The 21,180-nt window shown below is 32.8% G+C and carries 21 protein-coding genes and 1 pseudogene; 10 read left to right on the top strand and 12 right to left on the bottom strand.

Going from position 1 to position 21,180, the window contains the following annotated elements; all coding sequences use genetic code 11:
* Positions 1-4 precede the first annotated feature (4 nt).
* From lpxC to AAHN03_RS02845, 4 genes and pseudogenes are all read left to right on the top strand, one after another.
* Positions 5-865 carry a UDP-3-O-acyl-N-acetylglucosamine deacetylase gene (gene lpxC, locus AAHN03_RS02860; protein ID WP_342279036.1) on the top strand — a complete coding sequence of 287 codons (861 nt, stop codon included), beginning with the start codon at positions 5-7 and terminating at the stop codon, positions 863-865.
* A gap of 511 nt (positions 866-1,376) precedes the next feature.
* Positions 1,377-1,565 (top strand): Rpn family recombination-promoting nuclease/putative transposase, encoded by a 189-nt coding sequence (locus AAHN03_RS02855; RefSeq protein ID WP_341761147.1) that lies wholly within the window; start codon positions 1,377-1,379, stop codon positions 1,563-1,565.
* A gap of 243 nt (positions 1,566-1,808) precedes the next feature.
* Complete coding sequence (locus AAHN03_RS02850; RefSeq protein WP_342278854.1) at positions 1,809-1,970, top strand: hypothetical protein; 162 nt, start codon at positions 1,809-1,811, stop codon at positions 1,968-1,970.
* Between the two features lie 145 nt (positions 1,971-2,115).
* Positions 2,116-2,616, top strand: a pseudogene (locus AAHN03_RS02845) (IS110 family transposase); the annotation flags it as partial.
* 261 nt (positions 2,617-2,877) lie between these two features.
* On the opposite strand, the gene AAHN03_RS02840 reads toward AAHN03_RS02845, so the two are convergent.
* The 6 genes from AAHN03_RS02840 to AAHN03_RS02815 all read right to left on the bottom strand — a co-directional run bounded on the left by AAHN03_RS02840 (position 2,878) and on the right by AAHN03_RS02815 (position 8,642).
* Positions 2,878-3,822: an IS110 family transposase gene (locus AAHN03_RS02840; protein WP_342278931.1), complete on the bottom strand. Its 945-nt coding sequence runs from the start codon at positions 3,820-3,822 to the stop codon at positions 2,878-2,880.
* A gap of 144 nt (positions 3,823-3,966) precedes the next feature.
* Positions 3,967-4,515: a hypothetical protein gene (locus tag AAHN03_RS02835; RefSeq protein ID WP_342279035.1), complete on the bottom strand. Its 549-nt coding sequence runs from the start codon at positions 4,513-4,515 to the stop codon at positions 3,967-3,969.
* Positions 4,481-5,017, bottom strand: a complete 537-nt coding sequence (locus AAHN03_RS02830; RefSeq protein WP_342279034.1) for a hypothetical protein — start codon at positions 5,015-5,017, stop codon at positions 4,481-4,483. The genes AAHN03_RS02835 and AAHN03_RS02830 overlap by 35 nt, the downstream gene beginning before the upstream one ends.
* A 253-nt stretch (positions 5,018-5,270) precedes the next feature.
* Complete coding sequence (locus AAHN03_RS02825) at positions 5,271-5,447, bottom strand: hypothetical protein (protein ID WP_342279033.1); 177 nt, start codon at positions 5,445-5,447, stop codon at positions 5,271-5,273.
* A gap of 320 nt (positions 5,448-5,767) precedes the next feature.
* Complete coding sequence (locus tag AAHN03_RS02820; RefSeq protein WP_342279032.1) at positions 5,768-7,606, bottom strand: DnaA N-terminal domain-containing protein; 1,839 nt, start codon at positions 7,604-7,606, stop codon at positions 5,768-5,770.
* Between the two features lie 319 nt (positions 7,607-7,925).
* On the bottom strand, positions 7,926-8,642 hold the full coding sequence (locus AAHN03_RS02815; RefSeq protein WP_342279031.1) for a hemerythrin domain-containing protein: 717 nt from the start codon (positions 8,640-8,642) through the stop codon (positions 7,926-7,928).
* A 254-nt stretch (positions 8,643-8,896) separates the two neighbouring features.
* Between AAHN03_RS02815 and mltG the strand changes: the two genes are divergently transcribed.
* A complete protein-coding gene (mltG, locus tag AAHN03_RS02810; protein ID WP_410521355.1) occupies positions 8,897-9,865 on the top strand; it encodes an endolytic transglycosylase MltG in 969 nt (322 codons plus the stop codon).
* A gap of 2 nt (positions 9,866-9,867) precedes the next feature.
* Positions 9,868-10,179 carry an iron donor protein CyaY gene (gene cyaY / locus AAHN03_RS02805; RefSeq protein WP_341761779.1) on the top strand — a complete coding sequence of 104 codons (312 nt, stop codon included), beginning with the start codon at positions 9,868-9,870 and terminating at the stop codon, positions 10,177-10,179.
* 48 nt (positions 10,180-10,227) lie between these two features.
* On the opposite strand, the gene AAHN03_RS02800 is transcribed toward cyaY, so the two are convergent.
* The 3 genes from AAHN03_RS02800 to AAHN03_RS02790 form a co-directional block, all read right to left on the bottom strand.
* Positions 10,228-11,769, bottom strand: a complete 1,542-nt coding sequence (locus AAHN03_RS02800; protein ID WP_410521347.1) for an Npt1/Npt2 family nucleotide transporter — start codon at positions 11,767-11,769, stop codon at positions 10,228-10,230.
* A gap of 275 nt (positions 11,770-12,044) precedes the next feature.
* Positions 12,045-12,248 (bottom strand): hypothetical protein, encoded by a 204-nt coding sequence (locus tag AAHN03_RS07635; RefSeq protein WP_410521346.1) that lies wholly within the window; start codon positions 12,246-12,248, stop codon positions 12,045-12,047.
* A gap of 19 nt (positions 12,249-12,267) precedes the next feature.
* Positions 12,268-12,948: a palindromic element RPE2 domain-containing protein gene (locus AAHN03_RS02790; RefSeq protein WP_342279029.1), complete on the bottom strand. Its 681-nt coding sequence runs from the start codon at positions 12,946-12,948 to the stop codon at positions 12,268-12,270.
* Between the two features lie 262 nt (positions 12,949-13,210).
* Between AAHN03_RS02790 and AAHN03_RS02785 the strand changes: the two genes are divergently transcribed.
* The 4 genes from AAHN03_RS02785 (at position 13,211) to AAHN03_RS02770 (ending at position 18,003) form a co-directional block, all read left to right on the top strand.
* The gene (locus AAHN03_RS02785) at positions 13,211-13,618 is read left to right on the top strand and encodes a hypothetical protein (RefSeq protein WP_342279028.1); all 408 of its coding nucleotides are present in this window, start codon (positions 13,211-13,213) and stop codon (positions 13,616-13,618) included.
* Entirely contained in the window at positions 13,618-15,054 is a 1,437-nt protein-coding gene (gene tilS / locus AAHN03_RS02780) for a tRNA lysidine(34) synthetase TilS (protein ID WP_342279027.1), read from the top strand. Before AAHN03_RS02785 ends, tilS begins: the two co-directional genes overlap by 1 nt.
* An 11-nt stretch (positions 15,055-15,065) precedes the next feature.
* A complete protein-coding gene (gene ftsH / locus AAHN03_RS02775; RefSeq protein ID WP_342279026.1) occupies positions 15,066-16,955 on the top strand; it encodes an ATP-dependent zinc metalloprotease FtsH in 1,890 nt (629 codons plus the stop codon).
* Between the two features lie 262 nt (positions 16,956-17,217).
* Positions 17,218-18,003, top strand: coding sequence for a succinate dehydrogenase iron-sulfur subunit (locus AAHN03_RS02770; protein ID WP_342279025.1), 786 nt, complete (start codon positions 17,218-17,220; stop codon positions 18,001-18,003).
* Positions 18,004-18,376: 373 nt separating this feature from the next.
* Here the strand turns inward: AAHN03_RS02770 and AAHN03_RS02765 are convergent, their stop codons facing one another.
* The 3 genes from AAHN03_RS02765 to AAHN03_RS02755 all read right to left on the bottom strand — a co-directional run bounded on the left by AAHN03_RS02765 (position 18,377) and on the right by AAHN03_RS02755 (position 21,170).
* Positions 18,377-19,141: a polysaccharide deacetylase family protein gene (locus tag AAHN03_RS02765; protein ID WP_341761773.1), complete on the bottom strand. Its 765-nt coding sequence runs from the start codon at positions 19,139-19,141 to the stop codon at positions 18,377-18,379.
* A gap of 278 nt (positions 19,142-19,419) precedes the next feature.
* Positions 19,420-20,283 carry a 16S rRNA (adenine(1518)-N(6)/adenine(1519)-N(6))-dimethyltransferase RsmA gene (gene rsmA / locus AAHN03_RS02760; RefSeq protein WP_342279161.1) on the bottom strand — a complete coding sequence of 288 codons (864 nt, stop codon included), beginning with the start codon at positions 20,281-20,283 and terminating at the stop codon, positions 19,420-19,422.
* The gene (locus AAHN03_RS02755) at positions 20,283-21,170 is read right to left on the bottom strand and encodes a SurA N-terminal domain-containing protein (protein ID WP_342279024.1); all 888 of its coding nucleotides are present in this window, start codon (positions 21,168-21,170) and stop codon (positions 20,283-20,285) included. The genes rsmA and AAHN03_RS02755 overlap by 1 nt, the downstream gene beginning before the upstream one ends.
* Positions 21,171-21,180 lie beyond the last annotated feature (10 nt).

The raw sequence follows: 21,180 nt of genomic DNA, 5'->3' as shown, positions 1-21,180 counted from the left end.
ACCAATGCAAGTATCAATACTAAACCCAGTAAGTTGTTATGGTGTGGGCGTTCATTCCGGTAACATTACTCAGATGACTTTAAGACCAGCTGTAGAAAATACCGGTATTGTTTTTATCAGAACTGATGTAAGGCAAGAGATAAATTTTATTCAAGCTAGTTGTTTAAATGTTTCAGAAACTTATTTATCTACTACCATAAAAAATGAACATCATATTTATGTTTCAACTATAGAACATTTAATGGCAGCTCTTTGGGGATGTGGAATCGATAATTTAATAATTGAAATCGATGGTCCTGAAGTCCCGATAATGGATGGTAGCAGTAAACCATTCGTCTTTATGATAGAATGTGCTGGTAGACAATTACAAAATACTCCAAAGAAATACCTAAAAATCTTAAAAGAAATTAGGGCAATTCACAAAGATTGCGAGTTAGTAGCTAGCCCTGCTCATAGCATGACGGTTGATATAACAATAGATTTTGCTAGTAAGGCTATTGGCAAGCAAAATTTAGTCTTCTCGGAGAATGAGTCTTTCAAAAATAACATTGCTGATGCTAGAACTTTTGGATTTATCCATGAACTTGAATATTTAAAAAGTAAGGGCTTAGCACGTGGTGCATCTCTCGATAACGCTATAGGTATAGATCAAGATATTATAATGAACCACGATGGACTAAGATATACTGATGAATTCGTGCGTCACAAACTTCTCGACCTGTTTGGAGATTTATATACTACAGGAGGTCATCTAATAGCTGACATCACGGGTTATAAAACTAGTCATGCTCTTAATAACCAATTCTTACGACAAGTATTTAGTGATCGCAGCTTCTATCAATGGGTTAGTGCTAGAGAAATTTAGGTTATTTTTTACCCAAAAACTTGAAAATTGGTTTACCAACTCTTCAAGTTTTTGCAGTATACTCGAATAATTTAAAGAGGGGGTATTTCTATTTATACTGCTCGTAAAGGAAGAGTTGATAGACGATAGAATCAAAATCATAATAGTAGCAGGAATTACCAAGTCGAGGAGTGGAGCGTACATTTAGTACGTTAGCACCGCTAGAATCTTGGATAATGACAACGCAATTCTTGATAATATCGGCTATTTTACATAAATCGTTAGTATCTTGAAATTGCATATTTGAAGTTGTAGTAAATTTGTTTTTAAAATAATATTATGATAGAAAAATAAGCTTGTCAATTAATAGAAATCATTTATTGAATAAGTAATAGGCAATTATACCTATTGAGAGTAACCCTGCCTATTCTTTTTGCTCTTTAGCTAGGCTTCTTTATTATTGATCACAAAGACCACAAAGAAGTCCAAAAAGTCAAAGAAGCCGAAGTATGATGAAATTGTTAAAGTAGCAATGGAAAATCCTATGGTAGCTTATGATTTTCTTAAAACTCATTTGCCTAAGGATGTGCTGGCTATAATTGATACGTCTACGTTAAAAATAGAAAACGCAAGCTTTATTGAACCAAGGCTTACTCGTAGTAGCTCGGATGTATTATTTTCGGCTAAATTTAATGATCAGGATGTTATATTTTCACATTGATAGAACATGTGCGACATGAAGTTGCACAAAAGAATATGCATAAATATGCATTAGGACAGCATCGAAATCCTATTGTCACGCCTTTGGTGCAAATCAGGTAACTAATTTGTGCTAAGCAAGGGCGAAAGCCGAACCAAATTATTTAGTTGGAAAAAAATGGAGGCAAGACAAAATCGAAATAGGTTGAACGCAAGTGAATCTTTGATTTAAAATACCGTAGCGACTCATCTTCGAGACAAAAAAGTGCTTAAAACGTCTAAAGAATCAGGTTTGCAGTGGTTTTGGCATGAAGTTTGTAATCATGTAAACATCACTTTTCTACTTGACATACTAAAAATTAGTCAACATAATGCTTCTTATGTGTATTACCATTGTTTTGTTTCAAATAAAAACTCTTGTCATTAAAGTACACTTTTATCAGTATTTATTTATTATAAAATTCCACAGGTGAAAAAATAATGGTATGGATCTCCTGATATACAGAATGAAAAGCAGTTGCTAATCTTCTAAAGTTAATATTAAATATTAAAATAACAATCAGGAGGCTAAGATGGAAGTTACCACAATTGGTATAGATATTGCAAAAAGAATTTTCCAAATTCATGGTGTAGATAAAAATGGTAAGACGGTATTAAAGAAAAAATTAATGAGAGATCAAGTTTTAACATTTATGGCTAATTTACCAAAATGTTTGGTAGGGATGGAAGCTTGCGGCGGAGCTAGTTACTGGGCAAGAGAAATAACTAAATTGGGGCATACAGTAAAACTAATGGCAGCACAATTTGTCAAACCGTATGTTAAAACTAATAAAAATGATCAAGCTGATGCAGAAGCTATATGTGAAGCGGTAACAAGACCAAATATGAGGTTTGTACCAATTAGAACTGTAGAACAACAAGATATTTTATCAATTCATCGAGTAAGAGAGAGATTGGTAAAAAATCGTACTGCCCTTGCTAATGAAATTAGGGGTCTACTACATGAATTTGGTTTTATTATTCCTCAAGGGATCAATAAGGTTATGACAAAATTAACCGAGATTTTAGATGAAGGAAATTTAAGCCAGCTGGCTGCCCCTCATGATCAGTAGTATCTTCAATAGTTTTTATTTGGCAAAATACTTCCGGACTATCTTGGTATTTCCGGTATAATTCTTCACCATGTACAAGTTTTGGATTATCAGAAGGGGTATACAAATAAAGCAACCAGCCATTATTACGAATTACCATCGGCTCTATAACACAACTCATAGCAATTATCTTTTTAAAAAAATTAAATATTTTTTATCTGTATTTTATATAAATAAAAAATATTATTGATTAACAACAAATACACGTTTTTGTTGAATAAGCTTATGGCAAACTTCCAGTAATTTACGCATACAAGCTACTGTCGCAACTTTTTTAGGTTTAAAATTATTAATAAGTCTGTCATATAAAGCTTTTAAATATTGAAAGCCATTTTTACCTGTTAGTACTGCCATATATAGTGCATCTCGTGGTATCTTTCTGCCTCCTCTAATGAATCTTCGACCTTGTTTATTACCACTATCTCGAGCATATGGCGCTATTCCAACCATAGCTGATAATTCGTTGCCGCTATAATTTTTATTTCCCAACTCAGGTAAAAAACTAATTAATTTACTAGCTAGACATTTGCCAATGCTAGGTACAGTTTCTAATATTTTTGTTTTTTCTTGTAGTTCTTCTGATCCATCTATTATCTCATTTAATTTATCATCAATTTTAGATATTTCCTTTTGTAAGCATCCCATCAATGTTTCTATGCTTTCTTTGTCAATACCATCGACACTATTATGCAACCTCTTTTTTTCATTACTAAGCATCAATACTAAATCTTCCCGTCTTTGCTGATATCTCTTCAAATTTTCTGATTCAATTTGATGTATATAATTTGCTGTAAGTTGCATCTTATCACCGTAATACGCTAATTTAAAAGCATCTTGCTTGTCCGTTTTACAAAAATTTACTGACTTACTAAATGAATTAAAACTATAGGTATTTACCTTATGAATCCGTTGCTCATTACTATATAATTTTTGGCAAATTTCATCCTCGTAGCCTCCTGTGGGTTCGCACACTATTAGCTCAATTTTTTGCTCTTTTGTTAATTTTATAAGCTCTTCATGACCTAAATTATCATTTGCAAAACGATGATATTCCGGTTTACTGTTTGAAATATATATACATACATCAAGCCATTTTTTACTTACATCTAGACCTATTATTTTTTTCATAGTATAATCTCCTTCATCTTATTGTGCAAGGCTACTGTACTGCAGTACCTTCTGCAATTTGTTCAAAGCAAACTTAACGATAGAGGGTACTTATTCTGTTCACGACTATTTCAGTCTAGATTGCTTCAAGTCACCCTCTTACAACTACTTATAACATGTTTTTAAGATATAAGCTCGTGGATCATGATAGGAATATTCCGAAATAACTGCTCCTTTAATACCACTACCCCTGATAGTGGCATAACGATCGCTACCAACAAACTGAATCACTGAACCATTTTTAAATAATATCCGTTGCTTATATTGCTGACTACGAGCAATAATCCCTTTAGGAATAAATGACATATAAGGACGCCCCGATAATGTCATACCATCCCATATGCTCATTTTAGCTTGATTATAGGTAGGATAGACATACCAATAAATGCCAACTTCTCGAATAGCACTAGCAGTGATCCAGTTAATACCCATAATATCCTTACCAGCTCTTCTATGCCAAATGGCTATAGCTTTCTTACCACCCGAGTATAAATATCTCCACAAAGGCAACTGAAATGGATAGGGTGACCAATCCACCGGAAATTTAAGACTTTTAGAAGCAGAGCTAGAAAGCTCTTTGCTGGCTTTAGCTTTACTAATAGTTTTCATCACTTTGGTCTTACTGTCCTTTGGCAAGTGCATATTCTGCTTCATACGATTCTATTTCAAAATTAGTTACATCTATCATCTTTGCTATTTCTCGGGCTTTTGCTGCCTGCTCAGTTTCATCACTATTTTTCCTATGGTAACTAGCATCATGCTTCCTTGTTTGATATTTTTGCGAATTGGCTTTAAGATATTCCAGCAAAGACTTAGAGCAATATTTTTTCTTAGTAGCTATTGCCTGATTATCCTTGTTATAAGTCACTTCCTCATAACCGTTAATTGCCCTATCATATAACACCCCTTCTGCTCTATCTACCGCAATGGCTAAAGCTAAATTGACGCATTTGGTTAAATATTTATCGCTATTAATAACTCGGTGCAACCTAAGTGGTGAAATACAATCAGCCTTCTTAGCTGCAATAACGATGTTACCATGTTCACAAAGATATAATAGGAAATTAGAGATATCATCTATTGAGCCAAACTTACTAATGCTACTAGATGATATCTTTGCTAAATATTTTTCAAACAAACCATAATTTTTGATCATGTACATCTCTTTAAAAATTCCTTATAATTCCCTTTATTATACCTGATTTTCAGGTTTTTTGCCAATTAATTAATTGAAAATATCCCCCTTATATTTTGCAGTGTATCACAACTAAAAATTGCTGTCAACATTTTATTTTCTATTTTTTGTATTATTATTAAATTTTTTTTTAAGATATAAAAAATTGACAAAAGTGGAAATTTTTAATAACAAGTGATTAATTACCTCAAAAAAATTTTTCGCGTGACGCCCCCTATACCCCATTTTGCATAGCTACCACCCCCCGGGTGATTCCGCGAACAATTTTTGCCAAAAAATGTAAAAAAGTGACAAAATTTGCTAAAAATCTTGGCAAAATAGCTATAGATGGTGAATTTAGTATAACCCCACTTTCTTCATAGGAAGATAGTGATGTATCCACAAGGTGCATTACTCTCATCTTCTCTAAGTTCAAATAACCTTCTGTAGTGTTTTTATAGTGTTTTCAACCCTAATTAAATAATTCTTGATTATTATTAACTTATTTGTAATCATTTATTTGTAATCATTTTTTTCTCGCTTAATACAATTAGTTTCATCAACTTAACTACCAATTCAAACTTTCGTTTGTTATTGCAATAATACCTTAAAATTTCGCAAATACAGACTCGTACAATAGTGTTATTTGTTTTTAACATAGGTCCCCCAGCTAAAAATTAAAATCCTCTTATAAACATATTTAAAATAGCTTTAAATGCTATTTACCATAGCTTACAGCCCAGCCATTCTATCAACTTTCATAAACTCAAAAGTATAATTCAGTTTACTGCAAGCATATTCCAAATCTTTGCTGTACTTATTCTTAATCCAATCCCCAATAAAGGCAGTAGCTGGTTTGAGAATAAGCTTATTGCAAGTCGTATCTTCTTCAATTGCTTCTAACTTGCTAAACCAAGCTTTGTCCAAGTGTTCACCGTATAATTTTAACAAATATTTCCTTACTTTATACCATACTGACTCTGGATTTAGTCCACTTAGCTCTAAATCATAATCCGATACCTCTCTTTTGTTGGTAATACGCAATTGCTGAACATCTTTGCCATATACCTCTTGCACTTGCTCAAGCAATTTTAATTTATCAGTTTCTGACAAAGAGATATCTGCTAAATCAATCTTGTATTCATCGTCATATACTCCAAAAAAACTGCACCTCTTCAGCAATTGATAAGCAGTACTAGGCTGATGCTCAAAAGCTTCAACAATCTTGCGTTGCAACTGATTCAGTGGTTTAACGCCCTTACTATCTCTTATTTTTTGCAAATAAGCCTTTTTTGTCTTAGTCTTAGTAGCATTGTTCAGATCGAAGTTAAAGTTTGGGTTATTTGCCTTAGCTGGTGGACGCATTTCATGAATCAAAGTTTTTTTCATGTAATTCAGTACTGCTTGCTTGCAGGGAAAGAGACGATTAGGAGAGTCCACGCTATGTTTAATCAATAGCTTGTTGACAAAACTCAATTCGTAATTACGACCTGTTTGCCTTTTTAGCCAATCAGCATCTTCTCCGCTCAATGGGTAAAACATCTCTAGCTTCCTATGTGAATACCAGCCTTTAGCCTGTTTGGTAATATCACTGAGCCACCTAGGCAATTTCCCACTAGCTTCTTGCTCTTCGCTATTTCCTGAAGATTCCCCTGTTGAATCGGAATCTGAATCGCAGTCTGACTCGTCATCAGTTGGAGCTGCCTCAGAGGAATTGCAGGGTAACGTTTCATTTACTGAGCTTACCGTTGTCTCCATAGGTAAATTAAAACTTTTCTCTTCAGTTGACTCAAGCTTTGGTAAACTTTTTTCACTTGAACTTACCGTTATCTCCGGCGATGAATCAAAGTTTTGCTCCGTAGTTGACTCAACTTCTGATAAACTTTGTTCACCTCTTTTTGCCGTTACCTCAAGCAGAAAATTAATGTTTTGTTCTTCAGTTGATTCAGGCTCTGACACATTTTGTCCACAGACTTGCCCACAATTTTCTTTGTTGTTTCCATATCTAGATATTATAGATATATATATAGATGCGTTTTTTTGAAAATTTTTTACAGTTGGATGGTAATTTTTTTCCGGTTGAATTGAAATTTTTTGTGGGTTAGGCTGAATATTTTGCCATAAGCTGTAATTTATTTCAGGTTGACCTGAAATTTTTTGTTGATTAGGGTCACAATTATTTTTACGAAGATTTATAAATTTTTTAACTAGTTTGACACATAAAATATTAGGACATTTAACATTATGTTTAACTATTGTAGTTGAATAAATATCAATAAAACCACTGTCTTTTAATTCTACTAGACATTGCCTTACCCGTCTTTGACAAACTCCAAGCTCTTGTTGAAAAAAATGATAGCCTTCTTGTAATTCATCCGAATTTCTATAATTACCAGTTTTTATGCAAGAAACTATCAAAGATAGAAGTTGACGAGAAGTTTTACTTAATTGTTTACCACAATTATTGGTAAGATTTCGCCACTCAGGCGGGACAAAATTACCGACTATATTATAGAAAATAGCGTCAGGATTTTCAATTAAGTTGTCGGAAAAAATTAACGATTCTGTCATATTTCCTCCCCGTGAAAAACGGTTAAAAATAGACTATTTTGTATGTCAAATTTGGGGAGTTTTGCTAAAAAAACACTATAAAAACAGTATAGAAATTTTTTGAGAGAATCATAAGATTGCTGAAACGATAATATATATACGGGTTGGAAGGAAATTTTTAAAACACACCCTACGTTCCTAGCTAGAATATCAGAAAAATGCATTCTTAAAGCAGTTTTGCGACTCAACTTCGAGAGAGAAAAGAGCTTGAAAATGAGTCGCATAAGTGGCAAACTGCTGTATTAAATGCAGCATAAATATGTTGAAATCACTAAATATATTACAGTTTTACAAGTTCTGTACTGTCTGCAGTAGTGCCTTTTAAGGGCAAATCAAACTCCATGGCGAAAGTGGATTTTTCATCATTAGTGAAACAGCCTTCTGAGACTAATGTACGTTTCCAAATTTCAAGAAACATTTCAGGTGAGCAAGCTTCTTTAATATCTTGTAAATAAGTACGTTTTTCAAGAAAATTCAAAACCGGGAAGAAGCTCGAGCTATCTAATAAAACATGTTTAGGCAGACCTCTATAACTATCTACGGTAACCTGCTGCAACTCTTTATCAGAATAAAGATGACATAATTCAGGCATTAATATGGTTTCTTCTTGATAAAAATGCAGAAGATTGTTAGACAAAAACTTATCATATAAGGAGCAGATATGGCAGCCCTGTATAACCCGTTCTTCATCATCCACTGTTTTTATCGCATTTTCAAAAATCCCCTGAAACTCCATCAGCTCATTTTCTTGGTCGTAATGTACTTGTTCAACATGCTTATGCACGGTTGATCCTTTTTCATTAAACAATGGGGTAAAATATTTTTCTTCTTTTTGTGCATGCATTTTTAGATCAAATGCAATATTATTAAAAGAATCTTTAATACCAATTACAGCTGCTATTTTTCGAAAATCTGTTTTACCTAGCTCCTCTCCGAACTGGTACAGCTTCTTACGAATGAACTTATGTACACTTCTATACAAATCATATCTTAGCATTTGATTATATTCCTTAACTAAATTAGAGGATTAGATTGATCATAGGTTTGAAAAATAACGCGATAGCATTTCTGTATTTGCATATTAATAATTTTTATGAATGTTAATTATCTGCATCATAACATATTATTTAAATGTTATCACTACCTATATTACTGTTTCGCCTATTATTAATTTATTACATCGATAGTTGAGGTTATGTTATAATCTTCTGAAATCATCTAATTCTAATTAGGTATAGCTTGTTTAAGAAAATACTAAAAATAAAATTTGTTTTTGTAACTATTACATTGATTTTGCTGATCAGCGGAATCAATTTTTGTATATTTTACTTATTTGTACCTGGTTTACTTGCAGAAAGTAAAACTCTAATAATTAAGCCTAAATTGTCGATTGATCAAATTACCACGATATTAAATGATAACAAAATCATTAAATATCCTTATTTATTTGCATTTCTTACAAAAATATATTCATTAAAACATCCTATAAAAAGTGGGGAATATACTTTTACTCAAAATATTTCTCCAATGCAAACTTTAAAAATATTGTCCAGTGGCAAATCGATTATTCATAAAATGATTATACCTGAGGGTATGCTTGTACATGAAATAATACAAAAGATTAATAATGAAGAACGCTTAATTGGTGAGATTCTAGGAACAATTCCTGAAGGATTTTTAATGCCATCTACTTATTTTTTTTCATATGGTGATCAAAAAGAGCAGATCATTGATAAAATGCGAAAATTAATGTCCCTGCATCTTGACAAAGTCATGGAAAAATTATCACCCAATTCCCCATTAAAAACCCGTCTTGACGTCTTAATTTTAGCGTCCATTGTGGAGAAGGAAGCTAGCTTAGACGCAGAAAAACCTTTGATTGCTGCTGTATTTCTAAATCGCCTTACCAAACATATGAAATTGCAAGCAGATCCAACGACGATTTATGCTATAACACTTGGGCAATATAAACTAGCAAGGCGATTAACTAAAAAAGACTTAGCTATCCAATCACCCTATAATACATATTATGTCTTTAATTTACCACCTGGAGCTATTTCTTGCCCTGGAATAAAATCTTTAGAAGCTGTAGTAAATCCTGCTAAAATTGATTCATTATATTTTGTTGTTAACATTATGGGAGGGCATAATTTTTCCAATAACCTTAACGATCACAATAAGTACGTTGAGATGTATCGCAAAAGTTTAAAGGAGCATTAAGTATGGACAATACTGAATTTGCCAAATTGGCTGAAAAAACAATATCTTTAATTGCCGATACAATTGAGGCAGAAGATAAGAATTGTCTTATCGATATTGATTTTCAAGGTGATATTCTAACCCTAACTACTAACCAAGGAGTATTTGTTATTAACAAACACTCAGCTGCTAAAGAAATTTGGTTATCTTCACCGATTAGTGGTCCTTACCATTTTTATTATGTTGCTGGTAAATGGAAATCAAAATCCTCTGATGATCTAATTGTTATTTTAGAGCAGGAGTTAAAAATTAATATGCTAAATTATATCTATTAGTTGTAGCTATTAGTTGTTATCTTAGATTTAAGGAATAATGTCTAAGATTCATGATGTTATATTATTGTACTCTTTACTTAATTCTCTAACTGTCCAAATCCATATGATACAGATTATACCAAAGACTACCATTAAATAGATAGAGATGGATTGAAAAGTTGCAGAAGGCATAATAATAAATATTAAAGATTGGAGAAATGCACTTGTTGACTTTCCAAGCTTAGTGCCGATTATGTCGGCAGCTGCCTTACCTTTTGTTTTAAGTTCAGTATCTAAAGGAACATATGACATTTCTTTAGTAGAATCAAATAAAGTATACTTACTTGATTTACTTAACACATTATTGATCAGTCCCATTGTAATAGCAATCAAAGAAGGGTCGGTTAACATAAAGCTAACCACAATTAAGGCAGCAAATCCATCAAAGTCGGATACTGCAAAAAATAACATACCAGTTACAAAAACCATTATTGGCGTTATAATTGCTGCTGTAAACCAACCCAACCTTCTTACAATATTAGAACCAAGAATAACAAATAGAATAGTAAATATGCCAGTAATACTTAGATAGTTGCCAACAAAAGCAGCGAATTCAGTTGGCGTTTTATAAATTTTTGCAGCTGATGTCTTCCAAGGTCCTTCAACTAGATTTATAGCTATGCCATAGCAAATAAGTAGTGTAGCAATTAGTCTAATATATCTTGAAGCGATAATCATTTTAAAACTTTCCACAAGAGTTATTGATTGCTTCTTGACCGAAAATTTCAGTTGTTCTACCTGATCTTTAGCTAATATTTTATGATTTAACATCCAAAAAGTTGCCACTGCTATTATACCAAGAACAAGTACACAGACTAAGATAATTTGTACTGAAAGTTCTGTATTTGTATGTTTTAAGTCAAAATTTCTAATTAAATATTGATTTAAATAAGCTAAATTTTCTAAAAACTTGCCTGATATGTAAATACCTGTTTGTGCCAAGAGTCCAAATAAAGGATAAAATCTTTTCGATTGTTCTACCGAAGTGACATTATTAACAAACTGCCAAAAGAGTAATGCAAACATCAAACCTGGCCATAATTCTGCTATAATATAGAATAGGGAAAAACTCCAATTAGATAAAAGTAATATAAACCACTTCAAATTAGGATAAGACTTTATTAAAATGCTTGCATGCTCACTACTCAAATGAAATATTGTATGATTAGGAAAAATATAAAAAGCAAATAAGGCAAAAAATATTAGAAAAATTGACAGTATAAGGTAGAAGATATTTTCACCTTTCATGTTATTTACTAATTTTACATAGATCATCATGACTAGAAATGAAGAAGGAAGAACACCCCAAAATTTAAGAAATGATACAGTTTCAGTACCAATCATAGTATTAACAAGGCTGTCTTTTAAGGCTCTGATAATGTTTTGTATAAACAAAATACAAAACATCAATAATGTTATATATAGAAATTTGGATAATTCATGTCTTTCAACAGGCCAAATATATTCTAATAATTTATTTGTTAATTTTGAGGGTGAGGATGTATTGTGAGTTATAGAAAAATACGAAAGAATTCTAGAAATGACTGCCATATAAGACCTAACCTACTTATTTATTGGCTAGGGCTACATATTAAAGCTTATTGTCTTTAGTGTCAAGAAGAATAAGCACGAATTTGAGCAGGGTAATTAAAAATTATAATCAATAGTTGATATAAACATAAGTTTTGCCGCTCCTGATATCATTCTTATACTAAAAACGGGAATCCATAATATCTAATAGCCTTTGCAGGTTATTTTTTGGATTCCCGCTTTTAGCTAGGAATGATCGTTTTTGCCTAAAACCTTCTAGAATTAGATATACGTGACTACGGCTCATCCATGCTACTTTCAAGAAATAATTCTTGAAAGCAGCGAAGAATTGATACTAATATTAGACCTCTTGCAGAATTCGCTTCTGCTAGGGAATTTGTAGGAGGACCGGAACGCAGAACCGCAGCGTACTCAAACGTACGTGAGGATTCGAGTACCGTACCGACGCACAAATTACCAGCAGAAGTAGAATTATGCAAGAGGTCTTTATTTTTATTACTATTCTACCTGCGTTGTTGTATTACCTGCTAAAGATATATCTTGAATCTCTTCTAGTGGCATTGTTATTATTGACAAGTTAGTATCTACTGAGTAATCAACATGTTCGTTCTTACTATCAGAACTTTTACATACTTCTGTTGGGTGATTAACGTTTTTTTTCTTACTGCCAAAACTTTTATATGCTTTGCATGCAGCAATCCCAACAAAACCTATAATAACACAACCAGTAGCTGTGCTACCTATGCTTAACATTATTGTCCCACTATAGTCAATTGATGAGAAGTTGGTGACGTCGTCACTCGTCGCTCGCCTATTACATATAGGCGTCGCTCCATCGCTCCTAGCACCAAATCCTCCTGAATTGACTATATCCTGATTGTGAGAAGTTGATTTTTCAGGAGTATTATGTTTAGGAGTAGTAGTATTTTCTAATGTATAACCAGCATTTGTGTAACCCTCACTTATTGCACGTTTTGCAATATAATGTGCTGACAGATTATCTTTATCATCTATCGAGTTAGGACGAATCATAGAAAGAGTTGTCAATAACAGCATATCTTTATCTGTATATAACTTAAGAGGCTCTACTTCTTTAGAAAGAGGTTTATCTTGTTTTGAAAAATTATATTTTCGGAAATGATTAGCCCAGTCTCCCTGATTATGTTTGTTACGTCCCATATTCTTCCTCCTTGTACATTAACAAATTTGTTGCATTCAACTACTTTACATAAAGTATCGATTAATATCAAATGAAATTATTATATTTAATAGCTAATATTCTAAATATAATAATATATTAAAAATTATGATATTATTTGCTGTTAAAAAGATTATTTCAGTATCTTTATGATTGACTAAATAGGATTATTATAGTGTATATTAAATTTTGCTAGATTTCACGTTTAGCAAAAAATATATAAAAACATTTTAGGAGCATATGATGATAAAAAAAAATAGATTAATTACTACTATAATAGGATTACTATTACTAAGTTCAAATAGCTTAGCAAGTACAACAACTGCAAAATCAAATGCCAATAAAACTAATATTAGTAGTAGTGGCACTAATGATGAATTACAAAAAATTGAGAATGATTTCAAGTCTTATGCTGCGGGAATTTCAGCAGAACTAAGAGAAGAAATAACAAAATATAGAATAGAAGTGGCTAAAATTAATGGCCAAAAACGTGAATTATATAAAAAAATCTCACAAGAAGCTCAAAATTATCTTGCCAAAGAACGAGACTATAAAAAAAGAATACTATCCTTAAGCAAAAATTCAGATAAAAACCAAGAGGATACTAGCTATATTGAGAAAAAATCTGACAAAAAAGATTTGCCTAAATAATGCTTTATGAACAATTTCAGCAGAATATTGAAAAGCTAGTTGATAGACCTCACCTGAGGTCTATCGCATTGGCTATTTCAGGTGGTTCTGATTCCATAGCCCTTTTAATGTTAACACATAAATGGGCTAGCACTAATAGTATTAAGCTAGTAGTGATGTTAGTTAATCATCATTTACGAGAGCAGGCTAAGTTGGAGCATGAGTATGTACGAGACTTAAGCCATAAATTGGGACATAGATATCACCAGCTTCATTTCGATCACCAAAATAATTTTTCTAATTTACAAGCAAGGGCTAGAGAAGGTCGTTATAAATTAATGACTGATTTGTGTAGCAAATTAGATATATTGACAATTTTAACAGCACATCACTTGGATGATTATATTGAAAATTATTGTCTGAGATTAGAAAAAAAAAGTAGTCTATTTGGACTTAGTGCTAGCAATATTAATTGGTATAATAATGTTAAAATAGTGAGACCATTGTTTAACATTCCGAAACAACAGTTAATTGCATATTTAGTTACCAATAATATAAAATGGTTTGAAGATGAATCTAATAAATCTGATAAATATCAACGAAATATCATTAGAAAAAAGCTATCCCTAGAAGGAGAATATATAAAGAATCAAATAACTTCTCAACAATCTAGAATTAACCAAGTAGTAGAAGAGAAATGGCAACCGGAATTGATTGCTTGCATCGCAGAATCAGTAAAAATTTATGATTTTGGTTTTGCTACTATAAATTTATTAAAGTTTGCAGAATTTTCTAGTGCAATAACACTACAGGTAATCAGTTTTGTACTTATCATTATTAGCGGTAAGAACCGCACTAGTAGATCAGGCTCAATAAGTATGATAACAGAACTATTACAACAAAAAATAGACTTTATTAAGACACTCCATGGTTGCGTGATTAAAAAAATTAGTAATAATCTAATAATTTACCGAGAATTTGGTAGGAATTTACCTATAGATATTAGGCTTAATAATGTAGATGCATGGGATGGTAGATTTCATTTCTATATCAATAGACCTCTTTTAGAATTCGCTCTAGCTCAGGAATTTGCAGGAGATCCGGAACGCAGAACCACATCATACTCAAACGTATGTGAGGATTCGAGTCTAGCCCCGACGTCCAAATTACCAGCAGGAGTAGAATTATACAAGAGGTCTAATAATTCAGGCTATTTGATCAGTAACCTAACGATCAAGGATTATAGTAAAATAAGGCAAGATTTAGATTTTAAAATACTGAAAGACGCAAGTTTTAACAATCATATAGCTATTTTATTCACCCTACCAGTAGTCAAGATACTTGAAAAAGTTATAGCCATACCTCATATATCGTATTATAATGACCAAGGTTTGAGGAGAAGTCTTAGTGTTTCTTTCTCTCCCAATTTTATATCGCGTTTTACGCATTTCTGTTAGGTGAGTCATAGATGAATAATCAAGGTAAGAATGTTCTAATTTGGGTGTCGGTTTTTGTTTTAATGATACTTGTTTTTCATGCATTTCAAAATGATGGTTTTATTGGAGGAAAAAGTAATATCGCTTTTTCAGATTTTTTAAGCAAAATTGATGAGAAAGCAATTAGTGCTGTTAAAATTCAGGGTAGAATGATTGAGGGGACTCTCAGCGATGGATCTTCTTTTTCAACTTATGCTGCTGACTATCCAGATCTAATAAATCGCCTAAACAGCAATTCGGTTCATATTGAAATAATACCACCTGATACAAAAATGAACTTGTTGTTTAACATATTTGTTTCGTGGTTTCCAATGATTCTTTTGATAGGTGGGTGGGTATTTTTCATGCGTCAAATGCAAGGTGGAGGAAAAGCCATGGGTTTTGGTAAATCTAAAGCTAAACTAGTTTCAGATAAAGGTCCGAAAATTACTTTTAAAGATGTTGCTGGAATTAACGAAGCTAAAGAAGAGTTAACTGAAATTGTTGATTTCCTTAGAGACCCAAGCAAATTCCAAAAACTTGGTGGTAAAATTCCAAAGGGATGTTTACTTATAGGATCACCTGGAACAGGTAAAACTCTCCTAGCAAAAGCTATAGCCGGCGAGGCAAATGTCCCATTCTTTAGTATCTCTGGCTCTGATTTTGTTGAAATGTTCGTTGGAGTTGGTGCTAGCCGTGTCCGTGATATGTTCGAACAAGGTAAACGTAATGCTCCTTGCATAATTTTTATTGACGAAATAGATGCAGTAGGTCGCCACAGAGGTATTGGTATGGGTGGTGGCAACGATGAACGTGAACAAACACTAAATCAAATGCTGGTAGAAATGGATGGGTTTGAGGATAATGAAGGGGTAGTTATCATTGCTGCAACTAACAGACCGGATGTATTGGATTCAGCATTGCTAAGACCTGGAAGATTTGATCGCCAAATTACTGTTCCTAATCCAGATATTGATGGTAGAGAACAAATTTTACAAGTACATTTGAAGAAAATAAAATGTGCCTCAAATATAGTCGCTAGAATCATAGCTAGAGGAACTCCTGGATCTTCAGGAGCAGATCTTGCTAATCTTGTCAATGAATCTGCATTAATTGCTGCTCGCAAGGGCAAAAAAGAAGTAAGTATGGCAGATTTAGAAGAGGCAAAAGATAAAGTGTTAATGGGCGTGGAAAGACGTTCTATGGTTATGTCAGATGAGCAGAAAAAACTAACTGCTTATCATGAGGGAGGGCATGCATTGGTTGGGTTGTATTGTCCTGCTTCTGATCCAATTCACAAAGCAACTATTATTCCAAGGGGTAGGTCACTTGGAATGGTTATGCGGCTTCCTGAAAATGATCGTTTTTCTATGCCACGTGATAAAATGGAAGCTGATATAGCGGTAGCAATGGCTGGCAGGGTAGCTGAGGAGCTTATTTTTGGCAGAGAGAAAGTTACTTCTGGGGCTTCTTCAGATATTAAAATGGCAACCCAAATGGCTAGAGCTATGGTAACGGACTGGGGATTAAGTGATGCAATAGGACCAGTATATCATGGTTCGAGTAATGAAGATCTATATACTAGTGGTAGGGGAGCAGGTCATACTTCTGTACATACAGCAGAATTAATTGATACAGAAGTAAGAAAAATTATTGAAAAAGGTTATGATTTTGCCAAAAATATATTAACTACACATATTGATCAACTTCATTTGTTAGCTAAATTATTGATTGAACATGAGACATTGTCTGGTCAGCAGATTAAAAACTTGCTGAGTGATAGATCAATGAATTCAGAAGAGGAAAATTTATTTCCAATAAAAAATGATTATGGTGGTACTGTAAAAGTTAAGAAACTAAATCAGAAAAGGACAGCAGGATAATTGAAAAGTCGTGGCTACGGTAGGCAATGTGCTTGATGTCACCCCTGCGAAAGGAAAGTAGGGGTCTAAAAAAGTCTAAATAGCTTAAAAGGACAGTTTCTTATATCCCGCTACCTACGCAGGGACAACATTGTGAGTAACTACAACTGTAGTATTAGATATTAATGAATTCCCGTCTACGCGGGAATGACATCTTTTCACCATTGATTACAACTTTTAAATTGCTCTGAAATATAGTTAGAATTTTAGATAAGGAATAAACATGGCAGAACTTAGATTACCACCTAATTCTAAAGTCCGTAAAGGTACTACATATAAATATTCTGGAGAAGCGGTTAAGTTACGTAATATCAGAATTTATAGATATGACCCAAATTCTGAAGAAAACCCTAGAATTGATATTTATGAGTTAGATCTATGCAAAACAGGTCCAATGGTTCTAGATGCCTTAATTAAAATAAAAAATGAAATAGATTCTACCTTGACTTTTAGGCGTTCTTGTCGTGAAGGAATTTGTGGTAGCTGTGCGATGAATATAGATGGAACTAACACACTTGCCTGCATTAAGTCTATTGAAGAAATTCGTGGTGATGTCAAGATATATCCTCTACCGCACATGAAGGTAGTAAAAGATTTAGTACCTGATATGTCGCATTTCTATGCTCAATATGAATCGATAGAACCTTGGCTAAAAACTGACAGTCCGCCACCTTCCAATACTGAAAGATTGCAGTCTCTTAAGGATAGAGAAAAACTGGATGGTTTATATGAATGCATATTATGTGCGTGTTGTTCCACCTCTTGCCCAAGTTATTGGTGGAATGGTGATAAATATTTAGGACCTGCGATTTTACTACAAGCCTATCGGTGGATTGCTGATTCTAGGGATGAGTATACAGGAGAGCGTTTAGATGCTTTAGAAGATCCATTTAAATTATATCGTTGTCATACGATTATGAACTGTACAAAAACTTGTCCGAAAGGTTTAAATCCAGCTAAAGCTATTGCAGAGATAAAAAGCCAAATAATAGAACGTCACGGAGTGTAAAGCGAATAGACTTACTTAATTCACCTTACGTATAGCATTTAAAAATTGCAGAAAAGTACAAGACGTCTATTAGCGAGACCACGTGAGTGTAGTAGCAATCCACATTCATTAGATTGCTTCGTCGCCACAAAGTGGCTTCTCGCTAATAGACACTAGGCTGTTTTTCCTATGACTTTTAAATTGCCATGGGGGTTATACGTAAGGTGAGTTACTTAACCTAAGTTCGATATAGCATTAGTGTATACTCTTCTGCTTTGAAGAATTGTTTTTTGAAAATATCATGGATTCGCATGCGTAACTATACTATATGTACGCCTAGCATGCTCACCATTTATTTTCAAATCCAATTCTTTAAAGCATTTATAGATAAAAATCACTCTACATGATAATTTTTAATAAAATCAAACTTATAATTTTTTTTATGCAAAAGATCAACTAACTGACTTAAATTTTCTTTGCCATTAAATTGGTCTTGAAACATTTCATCATGCATAAGTAAAATTAATTTATTAGGTAAGGCAGTATCATTTCTGTTAAATTTATCTTCTATCTCTTGCACTAATTCATCTAAAGATTGAATTGGCTTGCCATGTTGATTATGCACCCATTCTAAATCCCAGCCATATAGATAGAAGCCGTTTTTATATATTCCATCATCATCTATTCTTTCTACTTTATCTTCTTCTTTTGAAATATATGGATCATCTTTACTTAGGTTGGGGAGACGGAATACATCTCTACCTGGTAGTCTAGTATTGATATGTGAACCAGTAAAACCAAAAACAGTATTATTTTTTTTAAGATCCTTAATTACATCCGGAAGCTGATGATAAAAATTCCTATAGTGGTTATTAGCGTGAGTATAGCTGTGATTTCCTATTTCAATAAAAGGGTTTTTTTTAGCTAGATCAACAGCTTTCTTTAGGCTAGGACTCGAATTATCATAATGTAATCCTACCATGAACATGGTAATAGGAGTCTTTTTTTGGGTCATGACATTAATAACATTTTCGGTTCCTCCAAGAGGCCCATCATCTGATGTTATATAAATTGTTTTATTTGTATCTGCACATAATGCATAAGGTAGATTTACTATAGCTACGAAACAATAGATTAGGAAGATTTTGGTTATTCTCATAAAAATATACCTGAGATTATATGGTTAAGTAGGTTGCTTTTACCGTAACATATAATTGTATCATTACATTACCAAGTATACCAAAGTAAAAAATTGACAATTAACAATAAATATTTACTGGTAGTGATATTAATAGCGATGTATACTCGATGAAAATCAAGAATTGCGTCGTCATTATCCAAGATCTGCGGTGCTCACGTACTATATGTACGCTCCGCTCCTCGACTTGGTAATTCCTAGCATTTCATGATTTTGATCTTCGTCTATCAACTCTTCATTTACAAGCAGTATAGTGGTTCATTTGAGTATAATTTTGCTAAAGACAAATAATCTTGTGGTGATAAATTTTCAGATCGAGAAGAATTATCAATCTTTAATCGAGATAACAAATCTTCTATATACGGGGTTAGTTTCTTCAAAGATGATTTAATCATTTTACGACGTTCACTAAAGGCTAGTTTGGTAATTAGTTCAACTTTCCCAATTAGTTCAAGTGTTAATGGATTATCAAAAGGCACGAGTCTAACTATTGCAGAGTGGACTTTTGGTGCAGGGTAAAAAGCTTGCGGATTAACATCAAAACATTTTTCGACTGAACAAAGTAACTGACATATTATTGATAATCTGCCATAAGATTTTGTTCCAACTTTACCACATATTCGCTCTACAACCTCTCTTTGCAGCATTAAAGTCATACTACTTATTAAGTATGATTTTTTTAACCATTTTATAACTAACTCTGTACCTATTTGGTAAGGTAAATTTGAAATAATAGTTATTTTATCATGTGTTTTGTCATGACTTAAGGTTGATAGATCAAATTTAGAAGCATCTGAATGAATAATATGCAGATTAGGGTATAACTCTCTTATTTCCGTCAGTAACGGTATGCATCTAGCGTCAGTTTCAACCACAGTTAAAGATTTAGGGTTGTGGGAAAGGATAGCTCTAGTGAGTCCAGCTGTACCAGGACCAACTTCTAATACAGAGTCATTTTCTCGGAGACCGCTTACGCGAACTATTTTATCACATAGACTACTATCAAAAATGAAATTCTGACCATATCTCTTAATAGGAACAATACCATGTTGGCTGGCATGCTTGGCGATTGAAGGTAGTGTACTCGGATCATTCGAGTATATCACAAAGGTAGCATTATTTTGATATATGCTTTCTTACGCATATCCTCAAAGTATTTTTGGGCTTTTTGTGACATTTTTTTATTGGTCAGAAGATTTACTATATAATCATTTTCATCTAGAGTAACATTAACTATCTTTTTATTACACATTAAGATTAACTTAAACCCATCTTGCATCTCGAAAACACTACTTTTCTCTCCTGTATTTAAATCCTTGAGAATTGTTTGTAACGTAGAATCTAGAGTGCTTAAATTTTGATTGACTATTTCTAACGTAGAAAAATCTTTATATAAAGATTCTTTGATATCGTGACAATTTGTAAGGCGTTTTTGTAACCCATACATCTTTTGCAAAATTTTATCCTGTTTATCTTTTGAAGTAAAGATTTGGGCCGATATTTCTGCGTCTTTTGAATTAGTCGCTAATATTATAGCATCAACTTCTTTTGCACTAATAGCAACTGATCTAGAAATACTAGATAAAATATTCATTTTGATAATTTCAGCACCAATCTGAGATTTAAAACTATTAATATCTACAGATTTACTCTTCAAAAGTTGCATTAATTGTCCTTTTGCCATTTTATTACGTTGCTCAATAGTCTCTATAGACTCATTTAACTCACTATCAGAACTTTTTTTACCGTTTACAGACTGATAAAGCAATAAATCATCAATCACGCTGTTAATTGCCATCTTGTCAAGTTGCTTATCTGTTTGAGAATCAGGATTGTTAATATTGTTAAGTGCCATGATCATGTGTTTTCTAGCTAGAAATTCATGTAATGTAATTGGCTCATTATTAACTAATGCAACTATATTGGATAATTCTGCTTTCGCTATGGCTAGGTTAAAAACGATAGCAACTAAACAAAATAACTTCTTCATAATTTTAGAC

Origin of the sequence: Candidatus Tisiphia endosymbiont of Myopa tessellatipennis (assembly GCF_964031105.1) — a bacterium.
GTDB lineage: Bacteria > Pseudomonadota > Alphaproteobacteria > Rickettsiales > Rickettsiaceae > Tisiphia.
This window is presented reverse-complemented; position numbering and strand designations above follow the sequence as displayed.

Bases quoted from the DNA above. Each gene is read 5' to 3' on its own strand.
- AAHN03_RS02840 (WP_342278931.1), bottom strand. From the start codon at position 3,822: ATGAAAAAAATAATAGGTCTAGATGTAAGTAAAAAATGGCTTGATGTA.
- AAHN03_RS02790 (WP_342279029.1), bottom strand. From the start codon at position 12,948: ATGGGACGTAACAAACATAATCAGGGAGACTGGGCTAATCATTTCCGA.
- AAHN03_RS02770 (WP_342279025.1), top strand. From the start codon at position 17,218: ATGGCAGAACTTAGATTACCACCTAATTCTAAAGTCCGTAAAGGTACT.
- AAHN03_RS02800 (WP_410521347.1), bottom strand. From the start codon at position 11,769: ATGGCAGTCATTTCTAGAATTCTTTCGTATTTTTCTATAACTCACAAT.
- AAHN03_RS02825 (WP_342279033.1), bottom strand. From the start codon at position 5,447: ATGCACCTTGTGGATACATCACTATCTTCCTATGAAGAAAGTGGGGTT.
- AAHN03_RS02835 (WP_342279035.1), bottom strand. From the start codon at position 4,515: ATGAAGCAGAATATGCACTTGCCAAAGGACAGTAAGACCAAAGTGATG.
- AAHN03_RS02815 (WP_342279031.1), bottom strand. From the start codon at position 8,642: ATGCTAAGATATGATTTGTATAGAAGTGTACATAAGTTCATTCGTAAG.
- AAHN03_RS02765 (WP_341761773.1), bottom strand. From the start codon at position 19,141: ATGAGAATAACCAAAATCTTCCTAATCTATTGTTTCGTAGCTATAGTA.
- tilS (WP_342279027.1), top strand. From the start codon at position 13,618: ATGCTTTATGAACAATTTCAGCAGAATATTGAAAAGCTAGTTGATAGA.
- AAHN03_RS02855 (WP_341761147.1), top strand. From the start codon at position 1,377: ATGGAAAATCCTATGGTAGCTTATGATTTTCTTAAAACTCATTTGCCT.
- lpxC (WP_342279036.1), top strand. From the start codon at position 5: ATGCAAGTATCAATACTAAACCCAGTAAGTTGTTATGGTGTGGGCGTT.
- AAHN03_RS02820 (WP_342279032.1), bottom strand. From the start codon at position 7,606: ATGACAGAATCGTTAATTTTTTCCGACAACTTAATTGAAAATCCTGAC.
- AAHN03_RS02755 (WP_342279024.1), bottom strand. From the start codon at position 21,170: ATGAAGAAGTTATTTTGTTTAGTTGCTATCGTTTTTAACCTAGCCATA.
- AAHN03_RS02830 (WP_342279034.1), bottom strand. From the start codon at position 5,017: ATGATCAAAAATTATGGTTTGTTTGAAAAATATTTAGCAAAGATATCA.
- ftsH (WP_342279026.1), top strand. From the start codon at position 15,066: ATGAATAATCAAGGTAAGAATGTTCTAATTTGGGTGTCGGTTTTTGTT.
- AAHN03_RS02785 (WP_342279028.1), top strand. From the start codon at position 13,211: ATGATAAAAAAAAATAGATTAATTACTACTATAATAGGATTACTATTA.
- cyaY (WP_341761779.1), top strand. From the start codon at position 9,868: ATGGACAATACTGAATTTGCCAAATTGGCTGAAAAAACAATATCTTTA.